Source organism: Embleya sp. NPDC127516 (assembly GCF_044765325.1).
In the GTDB taxonomy this organism is placed as follows: domain Bacteria; phylum Actinomycetota; class Actinomycetes; order Streptomycetales; family Streptomycetaceae; genus Embleya.
Genome location: NZ_JBIWJT010000006.1, coordinates 125082 through 141011 on the forward strand (window position 1 = coordinate 125082; position 15930 = coordinate 141011).

Genomic DNA, 15930 nt, shown 5'->3' on the forward strand with positions numbered 1-15930 from the left:
TCCGCCAAGGCACCGGCTCCCGCTCCCGCTCCACACGGGACGCGTCCGCCCTGCGCCGACCACACACCCACCTCGCGCCACACCCGCCCGGCGCGTCACTCCCACCGCTCCCGTCCACCGGCGTAAGCTCCCGACATGTCCGAACGCACCTTCGTCCCCGACGAGTTCGTCGTCCCCGCGCCGCCGGTCACGCCGTCCTTCCGGTTGGAACCGCTGGCCGCCCGGCACAACCGGGCCGATCTGACCGCGTGGTCGTCGAGCATCGAGCACATCCGGGCCACGCCCGGCTTCGCGGACCGGCACTGGCCGCCGCTCGACGGCATGACCGCCGACGAGAACCTGCGGGATCTGGTCCGGCACGCCGACGACTTCACCAAGCGCACCGGCTTCACGTACACCGTGCTCGACAACGGTGGCAACGCCGGTGACTACGACGTGATCGGCTGTGTGTACATCTACCCCGACCGCGAGGACCCCGCCGTCACCTCGGTGCGTTCCTGGGTACGGGCGGATCGGGCCGAACTCGACGCGCCGCTGTACCGCGAGGTCTCCGCGTGGTTGGCGAAACACTGGCCGTTCGAGCAAATCCGCTACGCCGCGCGGTAGCCGGTGCCCGCGGGCCTGCGCGGCGGGCCCGCCGGGTCGTCGGTCACCCCGGTCGGGCCGCCGCCCACCAGACACCCTCGTCCCGGTCCGGGTCCGTGATCGCATCCGCCAACGACGCGAAGGCGTAGGTGCGTTCCGGGTCCCAGTCGGTGCTGCGCAGCAGTCGCTCGCGCATGCCGGCCCACCCCGGTGCCGAGCCCGCCACCACCCACGCGTCCGGTGCGTGCGCGGTCAACCGCTGTGCCGGGCGCAGCCAGGACGCGGCCTGTTCGGGCCAGGAGACCACCGCGACCACCTCCCCGGGCCAGACCGCCGCGAGCGCGTGCGCGGCGGCGGTCGAGGCGCGGTCCCGGCCGTGCCCGATCGCCAGCGTCCGCCGACCGGCCAACCTGCGGAGCAGATCGGCCAGTTCGGCCTCGGTGTGCGGCGCCGGCGGGCGGCCCTTCCAACGGGCGTAGGCAGCCGGCAGGCACACCGCGCACGGCCGGAACCCGGCCTTGATCGCGGTCGCCTCGTCGGCGAAGAAGACCCGGCCGGCGACGTAGCCGCCGCGCTCGATCGCCCGCAGCGCGCTGCGGCAGTCCAGCCGCCCGTACAGCCGACCGCCCGTGGTGCCGCCGAGCGTGCCCGGCGTCGCACTGCGGTAGGGCCGCCCGTCCGGCCCGATCAGCGTGTACATCGCGTCACGCCGCGTCGTGGAAGACGAGGCCCAGGGTGCGGCGCAGCCCGGAGTGCACCGTGCTGACGCCGTGCCGCATCGGCGCCGCCGACCAGCCTCGGGCCGAGCGGATCGGCCGGTCCCGGGTGGTGAAGACCAGCCCGTGCCCCTGGGGCAGGCTGATCGCGGTGCCGCGCGACTGGGCCCGGAAGCGTTGCTCGGCCATCAGGAATTCGCCGCCGGTGTAGTCGATGCCGGGCTCGTCCAGGCCGATCACCACCTGGAGTGGGAAGACCAGGTCGCCGTACAGGTCCCGGTGCAGCGCGTTCCAGTCTCCCGGTCCGTAGCGCAGCAGGATCGGCGTCGGCCTGGTCTGGCCCGCCGCGTGACACATCGTCAGCCACTCGTCCAGGGTGTCCGGCCAGGGTGCGGGCCTACCCAGGCGGGCGGCCCACGCGCGGGCGATCGGCAGCAGGTGCGGGTAGCAGGACGTGCGCAGCGCGGCGATCGGCTCGGGCACGGGCGCGGCGAAGTAGCGGTACTGCCCGGCGCCGAAGCGATGCCGGGCCGTGTCGATGGTGGCGCGGAAGAGCTCGGGGCGGTCGTACAGTTCGGCGATCTCGCGGCACGTGTCCGGGTCCAGGATCCGGTGGGTCAGCGCGTGTCCGTGCTCGTCCACCCGTGCGGCCAAATCCGTGGTGGTCGCGGGCGTGCCGGCGAACAGCGTGTCCACGGCGCTCACCCCAGGCGCGCCGGCAGCGCGCCCTCGTGGTCGAGCAGGTACTCCTTGCGGTCCAGGCCGCCCGCGTACCCGCGCAGCGCGCCGTCCGCGCCGATCACCCGGTGGCAGGGCCGGATCAGCAGCAGCGGGTTGGCCCCGATCGCGGTGCCCACCGCGCGCACCCCCGCCCGCGAGGTGCCCACCCGTTCGGCGATCGCGCCGTACGTGGTCGTGGTGCCGTACGGGATCTCGTCGATCGCGGTCCAGATGCGTTCCTGGAAGGCCGAGCCGCGCGGCGCCAGGGGCAGGTCGAAGTCGCGCAGGTCGCCCGCGAAGTAGGCGCCGAGTTGGCGCACCACCTCGGCGAACGGTGCCGCGTCGGGGCGCGAGTCGGCGGGCACGGCGGCGCCGCCCTTCTGCCCGGGCACGGACAGCGAGGACAGCGCGAGCGTGCCGTCGGGGCGCTCGTCGCCGATCAGCAGCAGTTCGCCCAGTGGGCTGTCGAGGGTGGTGTGGACGGTCATGGTCGCTTCCTTCGTCGAGATCGCGATGGCCGTGTGCATCGGTCGGGGACCGGCCTTGCGCACTGGTCATAGGTGCTTCCGGATCCCACTGTGCGCGATCGCGAGCGCGTCGTCCGGCGGGAATCGGACATCGCGTTGTGCCCCGATCCGGGGTGCGGGCGGGGTGGGTGGCCCGCGGGGTCGTCGGTCGGATGGCGCCCGCGATCGAGCCCTCGTGCGGTCGGGTCGACGGGCCGATCGGCCATCCGGTCGCGGTCCGCCCCTCGTCTGTTTCGCGGGCCGGTCACCCGTCCGGTTCGCGGTCCGGTTCCGCTCGGGCAGGATGGTCCGATGATCGAGACCGACCGACTCCTGCTCCGCCGCTGGCGCGACGACGACCTGCCCGCGCTCACCGCGCTGAACGCCGACCCCGAGGTGATGCGCTACGTGGGCGACGGCCTGCCGCGCACCCCCGAGCAGAGCGCCGCCGCCCTGGTCCAGTACGAACAGGCCTGGCAGGCACGCGGCTTCGGCCTGTTCGCGATCGAACTGCGCACCGCCGAACCGGGCCCGGTCGGCGCGTTCGCGGGCTGGGCGGGCCTGGCCGTACCGGAGTTCCTGCCGGAGGTGATGCCCGCGGTCGAGATCGGGTGGCGGCTGGCCCGACCGTACTGGGGCCACGGCATCGCCACCGAGGCCGCCGTCGAGGTGTTGCGCTTCGCCTTCGAGTACGCCCGCGTGCCGCGCCTGGTCAGCATCTGCCATGTGGACAACACCGCGTCCGCCAAGGTGATGGCCAAGCTGGGCATGACCGAGGAACGCCGCACCACGGTGCCCGCCTACGGGAAGAAGCCGGTCCTGGTCACCGAACTCGCCAGGGGGCGCTACCTGCGCACCCGCACCTGACCCGAACCGGCCCCGGCCGCACGGAGCGCGGCGCCGACACCGCAGGGGTCCCGGTCGGGCCTCCCTCCGGCGTCGGCAGCCGTGCGTTCGCTCAGCCCGAGACGCAGAACTCGTTGCCCGCGGGGTCCTGCATGGTGGTCCACTTCAGTCCGGGCGCGTCGCGCTCGGCCACCACCGTCGCGCCCAGTCCCACCAACCGCTCGACCGCGTCCGCCCGGTCCGGGGCCGAGAAGTCCACATGCACCCTGTTCTTGCCGACCCGCTCCTCGGGCACCCGCTGGAAGCCCAGGACCAAGGGCTCGGCGCCGACGATGACGAACTCGCCGAAGTCCTCGGCGATCTCCACTCCCAGTGCGTTCGCCCACCAGGCGGCGAGGCTGCGCGGATCGGCGCAGTCGATCGTGATCATCTGTGGTGTCAGCTCCATGCACGCACGATACGAGCCGCGACCGACACGTCGGTGCAGCCGAGCCCTTCGGGGCCCGGAGTGTCGCAGGCCGCGCCGACAGCCGAACCGTGCCTACGGCATGGCTCGCAGCCGCGTATGGCCCACCGCGCCCCGCAACGCATCACCGGGCACCCACCCCGCAACGCACCACCCGGGCACGCACCACGCACCACGACACCGGGCCGACTCGACGCGTTCGCCGGTCACGGTCGCGCGATGCCTCGCATCAGCGTCCCGGCCGCGCTCGCGGCGAACTCGGCCACCGTCGGGCCGTCCTCGATGCCCATGAAGTGCCGCAGGAAAGCGCGTTGGTAACACGCGCCGAGCAACATCGCGGCGGCGGCCTCCGGGTCGGCATCCGGGGCGATCCGGCCGTGGTCGCGCTCGACCGTGAGGTAGGCGGCGAGCAGGCGCAGCGGGACGTGCGGACCGGCGCCGATGCCGCGCAGCGCCTCGCGGTGCCGGCGCAGCAGCGCGGGTTCGGCGAACAGCGACGAGGCGATCGGCATGCTCTGCTCGTAGAACTCCGCGGCCCGGGTCGCGATCGCCGTCAGTCGCCGCTCCACCCCGCCGGGCTCGTCCGGTCCGTCGGGCCCGTCCGACTCGACGGCCAGTTGCGCGAGCAACGGGCCCAGGGGCGGCAGCCGCTCCTGGAGTACCGCCACGAACAGTTCCTCCTTGCCGGTGAAGTGCTTGTACAGCCCGGCCTCCGAGCAACCGGCGGCGCGCGCGATCTCCTTGGTCGTGGTGCGCGCGAGTCCGAGCGTGCGCATCAGGTGCTCGGCGGCGTCCAGGATCCGCTGCCGGGTGGGTACGACCTGCTGCCGGCGCCCGGGGGTCGGCGCCGGTTGCGGCTCCCGCCGCTGGGGTTCGGGGCGGGTCGAGTGCGGCATCGCGGCGGTCGTCCGTTCTTCGTGGGCAGTCCGGTCCGGGGGATTTCGGGCCGGTCCGGTGGGGTTCGGCGCGGTCCGGTCCCGGACTTGACGCAGGGGTGAGCAAGTATTCACCATGTGCAGGTGAGTGAACACTCACCCACCTCGGGAGGCAACACATGAGGCTCACCGTTCTCGGAGCGACCGGTGGCACCGGCGAACACGTCCTGCGCCATGCCGTCGCCGCCGGACACAAGGTCACCGCCGTGGTCCGGGCGCCGTCCCGGCCCGCCTTCGAACACCCGAACATCGAGGTCGTACGGGCGGACGTGACGGACCCGGCCGAACTGCGCGAGGCGATCGAGGGCCGCGACGCGGTGATATCCGGGATAGGGCCACGCAACCGCAGGGCCGCCGGCATCGCGGCGGCGGCCACCGCCGCGATCCTGAGCGCGATGGCCGACACCGGCGTACGGCGCCTGGTGACCATCAGCGCCGCCCCGGTGGGCCCGACGCCGACCGAGGACTCGGTGTTCGTACGCGGCGCGCTGATCCCGATCCTGCGCGCGATCCTCAAGGACGTGTACGCGGACCTGGACGCCATGGAGGGCGAGTTGGCCCGCAGCGACAGCGACTGGACCTCGATGCGACCGCCGAGGCTGACCAACGGGTCCGGCACCGGCACCTACCGCACCCACATCGGCGGCAGCGTCCCACGCGGCGGCACCATCGCCCGGGCCGACCTCGCCCACGGCATGCTCGCGGTCCTGGACGACCCGGCCACCTACCGCCGGCCGGTGGGCATCGCGTACTGACGCCCGGCCCGGAGATGGGCGCAAGCGGCACGCGTGTGCCGCGACCGGCGCGGGCGACACCCACGATCGCCGGCGGTGAACGGCCCCTGCGATCACGTCGATCGACGCGCCCGGTGAGATCGACCCGAGCCGGGTACACGCCGGCACCGATCCCCACGGGAGGAACGATGAGCCGGCGCGGCACCGCCGACGGACCCACCATCAGCGTCCGCCGGGTGTACGAACCCGCCGAACCCGACGACGGCCTGCGCGTCCTGGTCGACCGGTTGTGGCCGCGGGGCCTCGCCAAGGCGGACGCGCGGCTGGACGACTGGCCCAAGGAGTTGACCCCGTCCACCGAGCTGCGCCGGGCCCGGCACGCCGGCGGTCTGGCGGAGGACGTGTTCCGCGCCCGCTACCGCGACGAGCTCGAATCCGCGCCGGCGCACGCGGCCCGCGCCGCCCTGCTCACCCGGGTGGGCGACGGCCGACTCACACTGCTCACCGCCGTCCGCGACCCGGAGCACAGCCATGTCCCGGTCCTGATCGCCTACCTCGACGAGCACCGGCGCGAAGACGACCGGTAGGAACCCGCGTCGACCGGCCGGACGGACCACCCGCCCGCCGTCCGGCCGTTCGCGACCGCAGCCCCTCGGCGCACCGGCCGCCCGCTACCCGTGCGCGTGCTCCGCCGCCGGCAACATCGTCCGCGGGTCCTGATCGGCGAACCACATCCCGATCACGATCGCCGCGGTCGCCTCCAGATAGCCCGCCCGCTCCAGCCCGCCGACCGCCAGTGGTACCGAGCCCACATCCGCGACCAGGGTGTGCGCCACGGCGAGCGCGTCCGCGTCGTCGCCGCACAGCGGTACCCCGAGCCCGTTCGCGTGCTCGCCCGCCCACACCCCGGCCGCGCCCAGGTGGAACGCCTTGACCACGTGCGCCCCCGGCGCCGCGTCCGCGAGCGTGCGCGCCGCCGACGGGCCGCCGTCGGTGGTCAGGACCAGCCCGCTCGGGCCCGGCACCATCGGGTTCGAGCAGTCGAGCAGCGCCTTGCCGGCCAGCAACTCCGCCAACGGCGGGATCACCTCGCCGGTCGCCGCGTGCCCGACCGCCGACAACACCGCCTCGCCGTGCCCGGCGGCCTCGGCGAACGTACCCGCCCGGGCCCCGATCGACTTCGCCGACACCTCGGCCCGTTCCGCCGACCGCGCACCGATCAGCACGTCGTGTCCGGCCCGCGCCCACTTGCCGCCCAACGCGACCGCCATGTTGCCCGCACCCAGAATTCCGATTCGCACAGCCACTACCCCGCTCGCTCGAAAGGTCGTCTCCGACTCCTCGAAGCTAGGCAAGCCGACAGGCACCATTCGGTAAGTCTCACCGGGGCGAGAATGAAGCCATGACCGAACACAAGGGCGAGTACGTCGCCGACTGCCGCGCTCGCATCGGCTTCGACCTGCTCACCAACCGCTGGAACAGCGTGGTCGTCTACGCGCTGGCCGCCGGCCCCATGCGACCGGGCGCCATGGCCGCGCGGATCGGCGGGATCAGCGCGAAGGTTCTCAACGAGACGCTGCGCCGACTCGAGTACCACGGTCTGGTGTCCCGTCACGCCTATGCCGAGGCGCCACCGCGCGTCGAGTACGCGCTGACCGACCTGGGCGAGTCCCTCCTGGTCGCGTTCCAGGCCATCGGCGCGTGGTCCATCGAACACGGCGACCGCGTCCTGGCCGCCCAGGACGCGGCCGACGCCGCACGCACCGCGTGAGCGCGCGCTACCTGCGCAACCGGGCCGCCGGCACGGCGGTCGCCAGCGCCGTCGCGGCGATCGTCAGCGAGGTCACCTCGCCCGCGTGGTGGAAGTCGCCGCCCACCGACAGGTAGAGCGTGCCGAACGCGGCCACCCCGAGCACCTGACCGAGCTGGATCATCGTCACCATCAGCCCGGACGCGTCCGAGGCCAGCGGCAACGGGACCCGGCGCAGCGCGAGCATCATCACCGGGCTGTACGCGACACCCAGCCCGAAACTGCCCAGGATCATCGTGGCGAGCAGCACCGGCAACGACTGTCCGTCGCCGAACGCCCAGGCGGTGGCCGTGAATCCGAGCGCGCCGATCGGCATCCCGATCATCGGCAGCCGCGGATGCCATGCCGCGGGCAGCCGCTGCCAGCGCAGCGACACCGTCGCGAAGACGACCGAGGACGGGATGAAGGTCAGCCCCGCCTCCAGCGCGCTGTAGCCCAGGCCGTTCTGCACGTACAGCGCGGTGGAGAACATCAGCCCGCCGAACGCGGTCATCGCCAGCAACAGCGTGACCGCGCCCGCCACCACGCCCGGCACCCGCAGCAGCGCGGCCGGTATCAGCGGTGCGGACACCCGCCGTTCGACGAGCGCGAACAGTGCGAACAGCACCACGCAGCCACCCAGGCTCAGCCAACCCCAGGTCGGCCAGTCCAACTCGTGCCCCATCACCAACGGGACGACCAGCGCGAGCAGCGCGGGGGCGAGCAGGGTCAGGCCCGGGATGTCCAGGCCGCGCGCCGAGGGGATGCCACCGGGCGGCAGCACCCGCCTCGCGAGCACGTACAGCACGATCCCGACCGGGATGTTGATCAGGAACACCGGCCGCCACGACAGCCCGAACAGATCGGCGCTGACCAGGAGTCCGCCCACCACCTGTCCGGCCACCAGGCCGCCGGCGATGGTCGCCGCGTACCGACCCATCGCCCGGGCCCGGTCGGCGCCGACGTAGGTGGCCTGGATCAGGTTGAGCACCTGAGGCACCATCAGCGCCGCGCCGCCGCCCTGGATCGCGCGGGCCACGATCAGCGAGGTGTCGTCCCAGGCCAGGCCGCACAGCAGCGACGCGAGGGTGAAGACGACCAGGCCGGCGCCGAACACCCGGCGGAAGCCGAGCCGGCCACCGAGCCGCGAACCGGTGATGATCAGCATCGCGTAGACGACGGTGTAACCGGAGACGATCGATTGCAGGCCCGCACCGCTGGTGTCCAGGTCGGTTCGGATCGTGGGACCGGCGACGTTGACGACCGAGGTGTCCAGCAGTGCCATGAACTGTGCGGTGAGCAGTGCCGTCAGCAGCAGCGGATGGGCGCGTCGCGCCGTGTCCGGCGCCGCGGTTGTGGTGGTCATGCCAGGAGCGTGCGGGCGGCACGATCCTGTTGCCGAGAGCCTGTCGATCCTGGTACCCGGAGCACCTGGCACCGGATCGAGACAGCGGCGAGGATGGCCGCATGAGCACCAACACCGCGAGCCGACGTACCGAACTGGGCGCGTTCCTGCGCAGCCGGCGCGAACGCCGAACCCCGGCGGACGTCGGCCTGCCGCCCGGTCTGCGCCGGCGCACACCGGGGCTGCGCCGCGAGGAGGTCGCGCTGCTCGCCGGCGTGGGGGTGACCTGGTACACGTGGCTGGAGCAGGGCCGTCCGATCAACGCGAGTGTCCAGGTGCTGGACGCGGTCGCCCGCACGCTGGGGCTCGACCCGGCCGAGCGCACCCACCTGTACCGACTCGCGCAGGTGCCCTGGGAGATCGAGACGCAGCCCGGGGCGGGACTGCCGGCGGAGATGCAGGAGATCCTGGACGGCCTGGTCCCCAATCCGGCCGCGGTCTACAACTCCCGCTACGACGTGCTGGCCTGGAACGAGGCGTACGCCAAGCTGTTTCCCAGCATGACCGAGGAGCCGATCGAGGAACGCAACGTGATCTGGGCCATGTTCACCTCTCCGGACGGCTGCAATCCGTTCCTCGATCAGGACTTCGAGGAGTTGCGGATGGTCGCCGAGCTCCAGGCCGCGTTCGCGCGGCACGTGGGCGAGCCGGAGTGGGAGGCGTTCGTACGTCGACTGGCGGGTTCGAGCCCGAAGTTCGCCCGACTGTGGGCGCGCCGCGAGGTCGGCTCGGGCAATCGGCACGTGAAGCGGATCCTGCACAGCGCGGTGGGCCGGATGGACTTCGCGGCCACCCGACTGCTGCCGACCGTGCCGGAGACCCGGATGATGGTGTACACCCCGGTCGACGACCTGACGCGCGAGCGCATGGCCGACCTGATGAGCCGGCCGGAGGCTCCGTGGTGCTGCGAGCACTGCCGGACGAAGCGGCGGCGGGCGCAGCAGGCCGGGGCCTCGCTCTCGGCCCCGGCCTCCGCTTCGATCCCTACCGCCGTTCCGGCTTGTGCTTCGGCTCAGATGTCGTAGGCGACGGTCACCGGCGCGTGGTCCGACCAGCGCTCGGCGTACGTGTCCGCGCGCTCGACGACGGCGGTGGTGGCCGCGTTCGCCAGGGCCGGGGTCGCCACGTGGTAGTCGATCCGCCACCCCGCGTCGGTGTCGAACGCCTTGCCCCGGTAGGACCACCACGAGTACGGCCCGGGGCCTTCGGGGTGGATCCGGCGCACCACGTCGTGCCAGTCGGCCGCGCCGAACAGTTCGGTGAGCCAGGCCCGCTCCTCCGGCAGGAAGCCGGACTTCTTGATGTTGCCCTTCCAGTTCTTGATGTCGTGCTCGGTGTGCGCGATGTTCCAGTCCCCGCACACCAGCGACTCGCGTCCGCCGATCGCCGCCGTCGCGCGCATCACCTTGAGGTGCGCGACCAGGTCGGCCATGAACCGGTTCTTCTCGTCCTGCTTGGGCGTCTCCGCCTCGCCGGTGGGCAGGTACAGACTGGCCACGGTCACCTTGGGCAGGTCGATCTCGATCCACCGCCCGGCCGTGTCGAACTCGGCCGACCCGAACCCGATCCGCACCGCCGACGGCTCGGCCCTGCTGTACACGGCCACCCCGGCCCGCCCCTTGGCCACCGCCGGCGCGTAGTAGGCGTGCCACCCCTTGGGGTCGCGCACCTCGTCGCTGAGCTGCTCGGGAGTGGCCCGAACCTCCTGGAGGCACACGACGTCGGCCTCGGTCGCGTTGAGCCATGCGGTGAAGCCCTTGCCGGCGGCCGCGCGCAGGCCGTTCACGTTGGCGGTGGAGACGGTGATCATCGGTGCAGATTAGCCCGTTTCGGGGTGGCGCGAGGCCGGGGGTCGGGGGTTGGGGCACCGGGGGCCGATGGGATCCATGGGGCCGATGGGCCGCGGTGATCGCAGCGGTCGGGCGGGTGCGCGCCGCGGCGCGGAGGTCTCGCGTGCTCGGCGTCGATGCGCTCGGCGTCGAGGGTGTGCGCCGCGGCGCGGGGGTCTCACCCGTACAGCGTGGCGTGCAGCGGCAGCCAGGCCGCGCCCGCGCAGCGGACGGCTACCTCGGCCGGGTCGACCCACTCGGCCGCGTCGCACTCGGAGTCGGGGTCCGGGTGGGTCGGCGCGCCCGGATCCGGCAGGCGCACGGTGTAGAAGGCCTGGAACGCCCGAGTCGGATAGCGGTATTCGGCCGGCGGCGTGGCCAGGAGGGTGATCCGCTGGCCGCCGAGCAGGGTGAGCCGGTCGGCGTTCAGCCGCAGCCCCGCCTCCTCCGCGAGTTCGCGCGCCGCCGCGCGCTCCGGGGTCTCCCCCGGATCCAGGTGCCCGCCGGGCACCTCCCAGCCCCGGCCCGGCCGGGCCACCCGGGTCAGCAGCGTGCGCCCGAGGCCGTCCAGCGCGAAGACGAACGCGGTGGTCACGGTGTAACCCTCGGGCAGGTCGGCACAGCGCAGGATGTCCATCCGGTGCGTGGTGGGGATCCAGGGCACGGTCAGCGATTCGAGCACGGTTGACGCCATGGGGCCATCCTTGCGGGCCGATCGGCGATCACACCGGTCGGGTCGACGCCGGCGCACGGCGTGCCGGCCCGTCCCCGTCGCCCGATGAGGTGCGATGGCACACGCGGGTCTGGATCGAAGGCGCGATCGGGTTCTACGATCGGCTCGGCGCGAGCCCGCCGCGAAAAGCTTCGCCACACGCTTCCCATGGGCCCCACGAACAGGGCACCTTAGGGTGTGCCACAGGTCGTCTTGGCCTACCTTAGACCGCCTTACCTCGCCTTAGGTCCGCCGGCCGCGGCTTAGGTATGGGATCGGGTCCGGGTGCCCGAATAGATGCGGCATCCGCCTCATGCCCGGACCCCCACTGGGGCGCGAAGCTGTTACCACGAGCCGGGGAGACCGGGTCGAAGTAACAGAAGGTGGACACAGTGATCGAGTACGAGCTGTACAAGAGCCGTCAGCAGGAGCTTCTCGCCGGTGCCGCCAACGACCGCATGGTCATGGCAGCCCTGCGCACCCGCCGCGCCGCGGCCAAGGCCCGTCGCGCCGAGCGGCGGCTGGAGCACGAGGTGGTGCAGAGCGCCGCCGCGACCGAGTCGGTACGCATGCGTCGGAACCTGCAGCTCCTCGCCCGGTGAGGACGGCGGTGACCCCCGACAGGCGGTCCGAACCGGCCGGGCGATGTAACCACCGGCCGCACGAACCGCGACAGTGCGAAGAGGCGACACCGAAACACCCCAGGCGACCCCGAGTGGACCTTGTCCCTCGGGGTCGCTGCACGTTCGGGTCCGCCGGCCCCGCCACACGTGGCACCCGACGAAACGTGTCGCCCGGCGATCACGCGCTCGATGGCGGACCGCTACCTTGGCGGCGTTCGCCGCACCACCGAACGCGATGACCCACCGAAACCACGATCCACCGCATCAACGACCCACCGAATCCATGAATGGGGAGACTCGGCCGATGAGCGTCGCGTTGTTCACCCTCGGCGGCACGATCGCGATGGCCGGGGCCGTCGGCTCGGGCGCCGGCACCGTCGTGGCCCGTCTCGACGGCGCGCAACTGACCGCCGCCGTGCCTGCCCTGGCGGACCTGGGTGTGCCGCTCGACGTGCGGGACGTACAGGCCGTGCCCAGTGGGAATCTGACGTTCACGCAGGTTCTCGACGTGGTCGCCGCCGCGTCGCGCGCCGTCGCCGAGGGCGCGCTCGGCGTCGTGGTCACCCAGGGCACGGACACGCTCGAGGAGACCGCCTACCTCGTCGACCTGGTCTGGCCGCACCCGGAGCCGTTCGTCCTCACCGGCGCGATGCGCAATCCGACGCTGGCCGGCCCCGACGGCCCCGCGAACCTGCTCGCCTCGGCCCGGGTGGCGGTCGCCGAATCGGCCCGCGGCCTGGGCGCGTTGGTGGTCCTCGGCGACGAGATCCACGCCGCGCGCCGGGTCCGCAAGACGCACAGTACGAGTACCGCCACGTTCCGCTCGCCCGACACCGGACCGCTGGGACACGTGATCGAGGGCACCGTACGGATCCTCAGCACGCCGCCGCGGCACGAGCCGCTGCCGATCCCGGAACCCGCCGCGCTCACCGCGGCCAAAGTGGCGCTGTACACGGTCACCCTCGACGACGACGGCGCGCTGCTCGTCGACCTCCCGGCCGACCAACGCGGCCTGGTGGTCGCCGCGTTCGGTGTCGGCCACGTCCCGGCCTCGCTCGCGCCCGTACTCGGCGCGCTGGCCGAACGCATTCCCGTCGTGCTGACCTCGCGCACCGGCGCCGGTTCCGTGTTGCGGCACACGTACGGTGCGATCGGCTCGGAGACCGACCTGCAACGCCGCGGCCTGATCAACGCGGGCCTGCTCGACCCGTACAAGGCTCGGGTGTTGCTGCGCCTGCTCCTCGCGTCGGGCGCGGATCGCGCCGCCGTGGTCGCGGGGTTCGCCGCCCACGGCTGAGTGTCGCCGCCCCCGTCCGCGGCGCCGGTCCGGTCCCGCCCGCCCACAGCCGCGGATCGACCCACCCGTCCAACGCCTGGGCCCACGCGTCCCGTTGCTCGCCCGACCGGCTCTCCCCCTCGATACGCCGCCGGCCGAGCCGGGTCGCCCGCGTGCGGATCGCGCCCGTCAGCCGTCGGCGGCGGACAGGAAGTGCCGGACGTCCGCCGCCAGCGCCGCCAACTGCTCCCCCGCCTCCAGCACGGTGGTCACGGACGCCGCCCACCCGCACGCGCCTATGCGCCGCGGTCGCAACTCCCAGGTCAGCGCGATCCGCCCGCCGGACCGGAAGACCGCCGTGACGGTGAGATCGCGATCGTCGGTGTGCCAGCGGCGCTCACCGTCCCAACCACCGAAGTCGCGGGCGAGGTCGGTCAGGAAGCCGTCTATCTCGGTTGCCTCGCCGGTCCAGCCGACCACGCGGTCCAACCGGGCGGCCATCCCGGGCGCGTGGATCTCGACCGTGTAGTGCACGAGCCGCGACGCGGTGTAGTGCGCGACGACCTCGTCGTCCGGACTGACCGCGCCCCGAAGGCGAATCCCGGTGTTCGGATCGTCGTTGCACCGCACGATCACGTCGTTCGGGCCGGACGATTCGGTCGGCTCGTTCGATTCGTTCGCCGCGTCGAAGTGGGGATGCATCCGCCGAACCGTAGGGCAGAGCACCCGTCGGCGTCATTCCGGTTACGAGTACTCGCGTGCGACCGCCCGAAGACCGGCACCGCGCGGCCGATTGGACGCCGGGTGACCCGAGGACTTCGGGCCCACCCGGGTGGGCCCGCTCAGCCGCGAACGCGCTCGACGCGGCCCTCGTCCCATACCGGGCCGTCCGTCTCGCGGACCCGGCCGTCCTGGCCGAAGACCATGAAGCGGTCGAAGGACGCCGCGAACCAGCGGTCGTGGGTGACCGCCAGCACGGTGCCGTCGAATGCCTCCAGGGCGTCCTGGAGCGCCTCGGCCGAGACCAGGTCGAGGTTGTCCGTCGGCTCGTCGAGCAGCAGCAGATTGGCGCCGGAGAGTTCGAGCAACAACACCTGGAACCGGGCCTGTTGGCCGCCCGAGAGGGTGTCGAAGGGCTGCTCGGCGCCGTAGGCCAACTCGTATCGGTCCAGAACCTTCGCGGCCCCCTCGCGGCCCAACCCGCTGCGGTGCTCGTCGCCCCGGCCCAGGATGTCGACCAGGGTCTTGCCCGCGAACTCGGGGTGGTCGTGCGTCTGCGCGAACCACCCGGGCCGTACCCGCGCGCCCAGCCGAGCCCGGCCGGTGTGCGCCACCGGCGCGATCACCGTGTCGCCGACCGGCTCGTGCTCGGCCTCGGGATCGGTGCCGCCGGCCGCGAGCAGGCGCAGGAAATGCGACTTGCCCGAGCCGTTCGAGCCGAGCACCGCGACCCGGTCGCCGTACCAGACCTCGGTGTCGAACGGCTGCATCAGGCCGGTGAGTTCGAGCCCCTCGGCGATCACCGCGCGTTTGCCGGTGCGGGAGCCGCGCAGCCGCATCTTGACGTCCTGTTCGCGCGGGATGTTCTGCGGCGGGCCGGCCTCCTCGAACTTGCGCAGCCGGGTCCGGGCGGCCTGCAACCGGGAGGCGAGGCCGTCGTTGTAGGCCGCCTTGTTCTTGTACATCAGGACCAACGCCTTGAGCTTGGCGTGTTCCTCGTCCCAGCGGCGGCCCAACTCCTCGAACCGCTCGAAGCGGGCGCGCCGTGCCTCGTGGTAGGTGGAGAACGAACCACCGTGGATCCACACGGTGTTGCCCGCCGCGCCGAGTTCGATCGTGACGATCCGGTCGGCGGCCCGAGCGAGCAGTTCGCGGTCGTGCGAGACCAACAGGACCGACTTCTGGGTCTCGCGCAGGGACTGTTCGAGCCAGCGCTTGCCGGGGACGTCGAGGTAGTTGTCCGGCTCGTCGAGGATCAGCACCTCGTCCGGACCACGCAACAGGGCCTCCAGCGCGAGCCGCTTCTGCTCGCCGCCGGAGAGCGTTCGCACCTCGCGCCACTTGGCGCCGTCGTAGGTGGTGCCCAGCGCCGCCTGACAACACTGGTCCCACGCGGGCTCGATGTCGTAGCCGCCCGCGTCGCCGAACTCGGCCAGCGCGGTGGCGTAGCGCATCTGGTGCTTCTCGTCGTCGTTCTCCATCAGCGCCAGCTCGGCCTCGTCGACCGCGCGCATCGCGTCCCGGATCCGCGGCGGGGCGAGCGAGACGAGCAGGTCACGCACGGTGGACGCGTCCCGGATCCGGCCGACGAACTGCGGCATGATGCCGAGCCCGCCGGTACGGGCGACCGCGCCGGTATCCGGTTTCAGCTCGCCCGTGATGATCCGCAGCAGTGTGGTCTTGCCGGCGCCGTTCGCGCCGATCAACGCGACGGTGGTGCCGTCGCCGACCCGGAAGGAGACCTCGTCCAGCAGGACACGCCCGTCGGGAAGGGTGAAGCCGACGGTGTTGACATCGATGTAGCCCATGGCGTGCGCGCGTCCTTCGTCCTGCGTTCGTCGGTGGTGGGTCCGAGGCTGCGTTCGGTGGTGGGTCCCACGGTCACTCCGAGGATGACACCCCTTCCTACCCGCTCGACCCCACCCGAGCCAACGCATTTCACCCTCCCGGGCCCTCCCGGGCCCTCCCGGGTCCGCCGAGACGGCACGCGACGATCACCGAAGGCGCACGCGCCATCACCCGACGGTTGCGACGAGTCCCCGTCGACCGGGAACGCGGCGGGAATCCT

Annotated in this window: 19 protein-coding genes; 8 read left to right on the forward strand and 11 right to left on the reverse strand. The window is 72.6% G+C overall.

The features are described 5' to 3' along the window. Positions 1 to 135: 135 nt before the first annotated feature. Positions 136 to 606, forward strand: coding sequence for an N-acetyltransferase (locus ACIRL2_RS13625; RefSeq protein WP_395865331.1), 471 nt, complete (start codon positions 136 to 138; stop codon positions 604 to 606). A 43-nt stretch (positions 607 to 649) separates the two neighbouring features. On the opposite strand, the gene ACIRL2_RS13630 is transcribed toward ACIRL2_RS13625, so the two are convergent. Genes ACIRL2_RS13630 through ACIRL2_RS13640 form a run of 3 tightly spaced genes read right to left on the reverse strand, consistent with a single transcriptional unit; the run spans position 650 to position 2509 of the window. Beyond that, positions 650 to 1285: a hypothetical protein gene (locus ACIRL2_RS13630; protein ID WP_395865333.1), complete on the reverse strand. Its 636-nt coding sequence runs from the start codon at positions 1283 to 1285 to the stop codon at positions 650 to 652. A gap of 4 nt (positions 1286 to 1289) precedes the next feature. Further along, positions 1290 to 2006 (reverse strand): 2OG-Fe(II) oxygenase, encoded by a 717-nt coding sequence (locus ACIRL2_RS13635; RefSeq protein ID WP_402232094.1) that lies wholly within the window; start codon positions 2004 to 2006, stop codon positions 1290 to 1292. Next, positions 2003 to 2509, reverse strand: coding sequence for a methylated-DNA--[protein]-cysteine S-methyltransferase (locus tag ACIRL2_RS13640; protein ID WP_395865337.1), 507 nt, complete (start codon positions 2507 to 2509; stop codon positions 2003 to 2005). The genes ACIRL2_RS13635 and ACIRL2_RS13640 overlap by 4 nt, the downstream gene beginning before the upstream one ends. Positions 2510 to 2839: 330 nt before the next feature. On the opposite strand from ACIRL2_RS13640, the gene ACIRL2_RS13645 reads away from it, so the two are divergent. Further along, entirely contained in the window at positions 2840 to 3394 is a 555-nt protein-coding gene (locus ACIRL2_RS13645) for a GNAT family N-acetyltransferase (protein ID WP_395865339.1), read from the forward strand. 91 nt (positions 3395 to 3485) lie between these two features. Here ACIRL2_RS13645 and ACIRL2_RS13650 read toward each other — a convergent pair whose 3' ends face one another. Together ACIRL2_RS13650 and ACIRL2_RS13655 are read right to left on the reverse strand one after the other, a co-directional pair. Further along, the gene (locus ACIRL2_RS13650) at positions 3486 to 3821 is read right to left on the reverse strand and encodes a VOC family protein (RefSeq protein WP_395865341.1); all 336 of its coding nucleotides are present in this window, start codon (positions 3819 to 3821) and stop codon (positions 3486 to 3488) included. Positions 3822 to 4045: 224 nt separating this feature from the next. Continuing rightward, positions 4046 to 4735 (reverse strand): TetR/AcrR family transcriptional regulator, encoded by a 690-nt coding sequence (locus tag ACIRL2_RS13655; protein ID WP_395865343.1) that lies wholly within the window; start codon positions 4733 to 4735, stop codon positions 4046 to 4048. 158 nt (positions 4736 to 4893) lie between these two features. Between ACIRL2_RS13655 and ACIRL2_RS13660 the strand changes: the two genes are divergently transcribed. Together ACIRL2_RS13660 and ACIRL2_RS13665 are read left to right on the forward strand one after the other, a co-directional pair. Then, positions 4894 to 5529 carry an NAD(P)-dependent oxidoreductase gene (locus ACIRL2_RS13660; RefSeq protein ID WP_395865345.1) on the forward strand — a complete coding sequence of 212 codons (636 nt, stop codon included), beginning with the start codon at positions 4894 to 4896 and terminating at the stop codon, positions 5527 to 5529. Between the two features lie 167 nt (positions 5530 to 5696). Continuing rightward, positions 5697 to 6095 carry a DUF488 domain-containing protein gene (locus ACIRL2_RS13665; RefSeq protein WP_402232098.1) on the forward strand — a complete coding sequence of 133 codons (399 nt, stop codon included), beginning with the start codon at positions 5697 to 5699 and terminating at the stop codon, positions 6093 to 6095. Positions 6096 to 6179: 84 nt separating this feature from the next. Here ACIRL2_RS13665 and ACIRL2_RS13670 read toward each other — a convergent pair whose 3' ends face one another. Then, complete coding sequence (locus ACIRL2_RS13670) at positions 6180 to 6809, reverse strand: NADPH-dependent F420 reductase (RefSeq protein WP_395865349.1); 630 nt, start codon at positions 6807 to 6809, stop codon at positions 6180 to 6182. A 101-nt stretch (positions 6810 to 6910) separates the two neighbouring features. Between ACIRL2_RS13670 and ACIRL2_RS13675 the strand changes: the two genes are divergently transcribed. Next, a complete protein-coding gene (locus tag ACIRL2_RS13675; RefSeq protein WP_395865351.1) occupies positions 6911 to 7279 on the forward strand; it encodes a winged helix-turn-helix transcriptional regulator in 369 nt (122 codons plus the stop codon). 7 nt (positions 7280 to 7286) lie between these two features. Here ACIRL2_RS13675 and ACIRL2_RS13680 read toward each other — a convergent pair whose 3' ends face one another. After that, on the reverse strand, positions 7287 to 8663 hold the full coding sequence (locus ACIRL2_RS13680; protein WP_402232100.1) for an MFS transporter: 1377 nt from the start codon (positions 8661 to 8663) through the stop codon (positions 7287 to 7289). A gap of 101 nt (positions 8664 to 8764) precedes the next feature. On the opposite strand from ACIRL2_RS13680, the gene ACIRL2_RS13685 reads away from it, so the two are divergent. Continuing rightward, on the forward strand, positions 8765 to 9727 hold the full coding sequence (locus ACIRL2_RS13685) for a helix-turn-helix transcriptional regulator (RefSeq protein ID WP_395865355.1): 963 nt from the start codon (positions 8765 to 8767) through the stop codon (positions 9725 to 9727). Here the strand turns inward: ACIRL2_RS13685 and ACIRL2_RS13690 are convergent. Then, complete coding sequence (locus ACIRL2_RS13690) at positions 9715 to 10512, reverse strand: exodeoxyribonuclease III (RefSeq protein ID WP_402232103.1); 798 nt, start codon at positions 10510 to 10512, stop codon at positions 9715 to 9717. The two genes, ACIRL2_RS13685 and ACIRL2_RS13690, sit on opposite strands and share 13 nt — an antisense overlap. A 197-nt stretch (positions 10513 to 10709) precedes the next feature. Continuing rightward, entirely contained in the window at positions 10710 to 11225 is a 516-nt protein-coding gene (locus ACIRL2_RS13695; protein WP_395865359.1) for an NUDIX hydrolase, read from the reverse strand. A gap of 410 nt (positions 11226 to 11635) precedes the next feature. On the opposite strand from ACIRL2_RS13695, the gene ACIRL2_RS13700 reads away from it, so the two are divergent. Next, positions 11636 to 11845: a hypothetical protein gene (locus tag ACIRL2_RS13700; protein ID WP_395865361.1), complete on the forward strand. Its 210-nt coding sequence runs from the start codon at positions 11636 to 11638 to the stop codon at positions 11843 to 11845. A gap of 325 nt (positions 11846 to 12170) precedes the next feature. Continuing rightward, positions 12171 to 13163: an asparaginase gene (locus ACIRL2_RS13705; protein WP_395865363.1), complete on the forward strand. Its 993-nt coding sequence runs from the start codon at positions 12171 to 12173 to the stop codon at positions 13161 to 13163. Between the two features lie 168 nt (positions 13164 to 13331). On the opposite strand, the gene ACIRL2_RS13710 is transcribed toward ACIRL2_RS13705, so the two are convergent. Together ACIRL2_RS13710 and ACIRL2_RS13715 are read right to left on the reverse strand one after the other, a co-directional pair. Continuing rightward, positions 13332 to 13844, reverse strand: a complete 513-nt coding sequence (locus tag ACIRL2_RS13710; protein ID WP_395865365.1) for a DUF6228 family protein — start codon at positions 13842 to 13844, stop codon at positions 13332 to 13334. A 140-nt stretch (positions 13845 to 13984) separates the two neighbouring features. Then, positions 13985 to 15670: an ABC-F family ATP-binding cassette domain-containing protein gene (locus ACIRL2_RS13715; RefSeq protein ID WP_395865367.1), complete on the reverse strand. Its 1686-nt coding sequence runs from the start codon at positions 15668 to 15670 to the stop codon at positions 13985 to 13987. Positions 15671 to 15930: the final 260 nt, after the last annotated feature.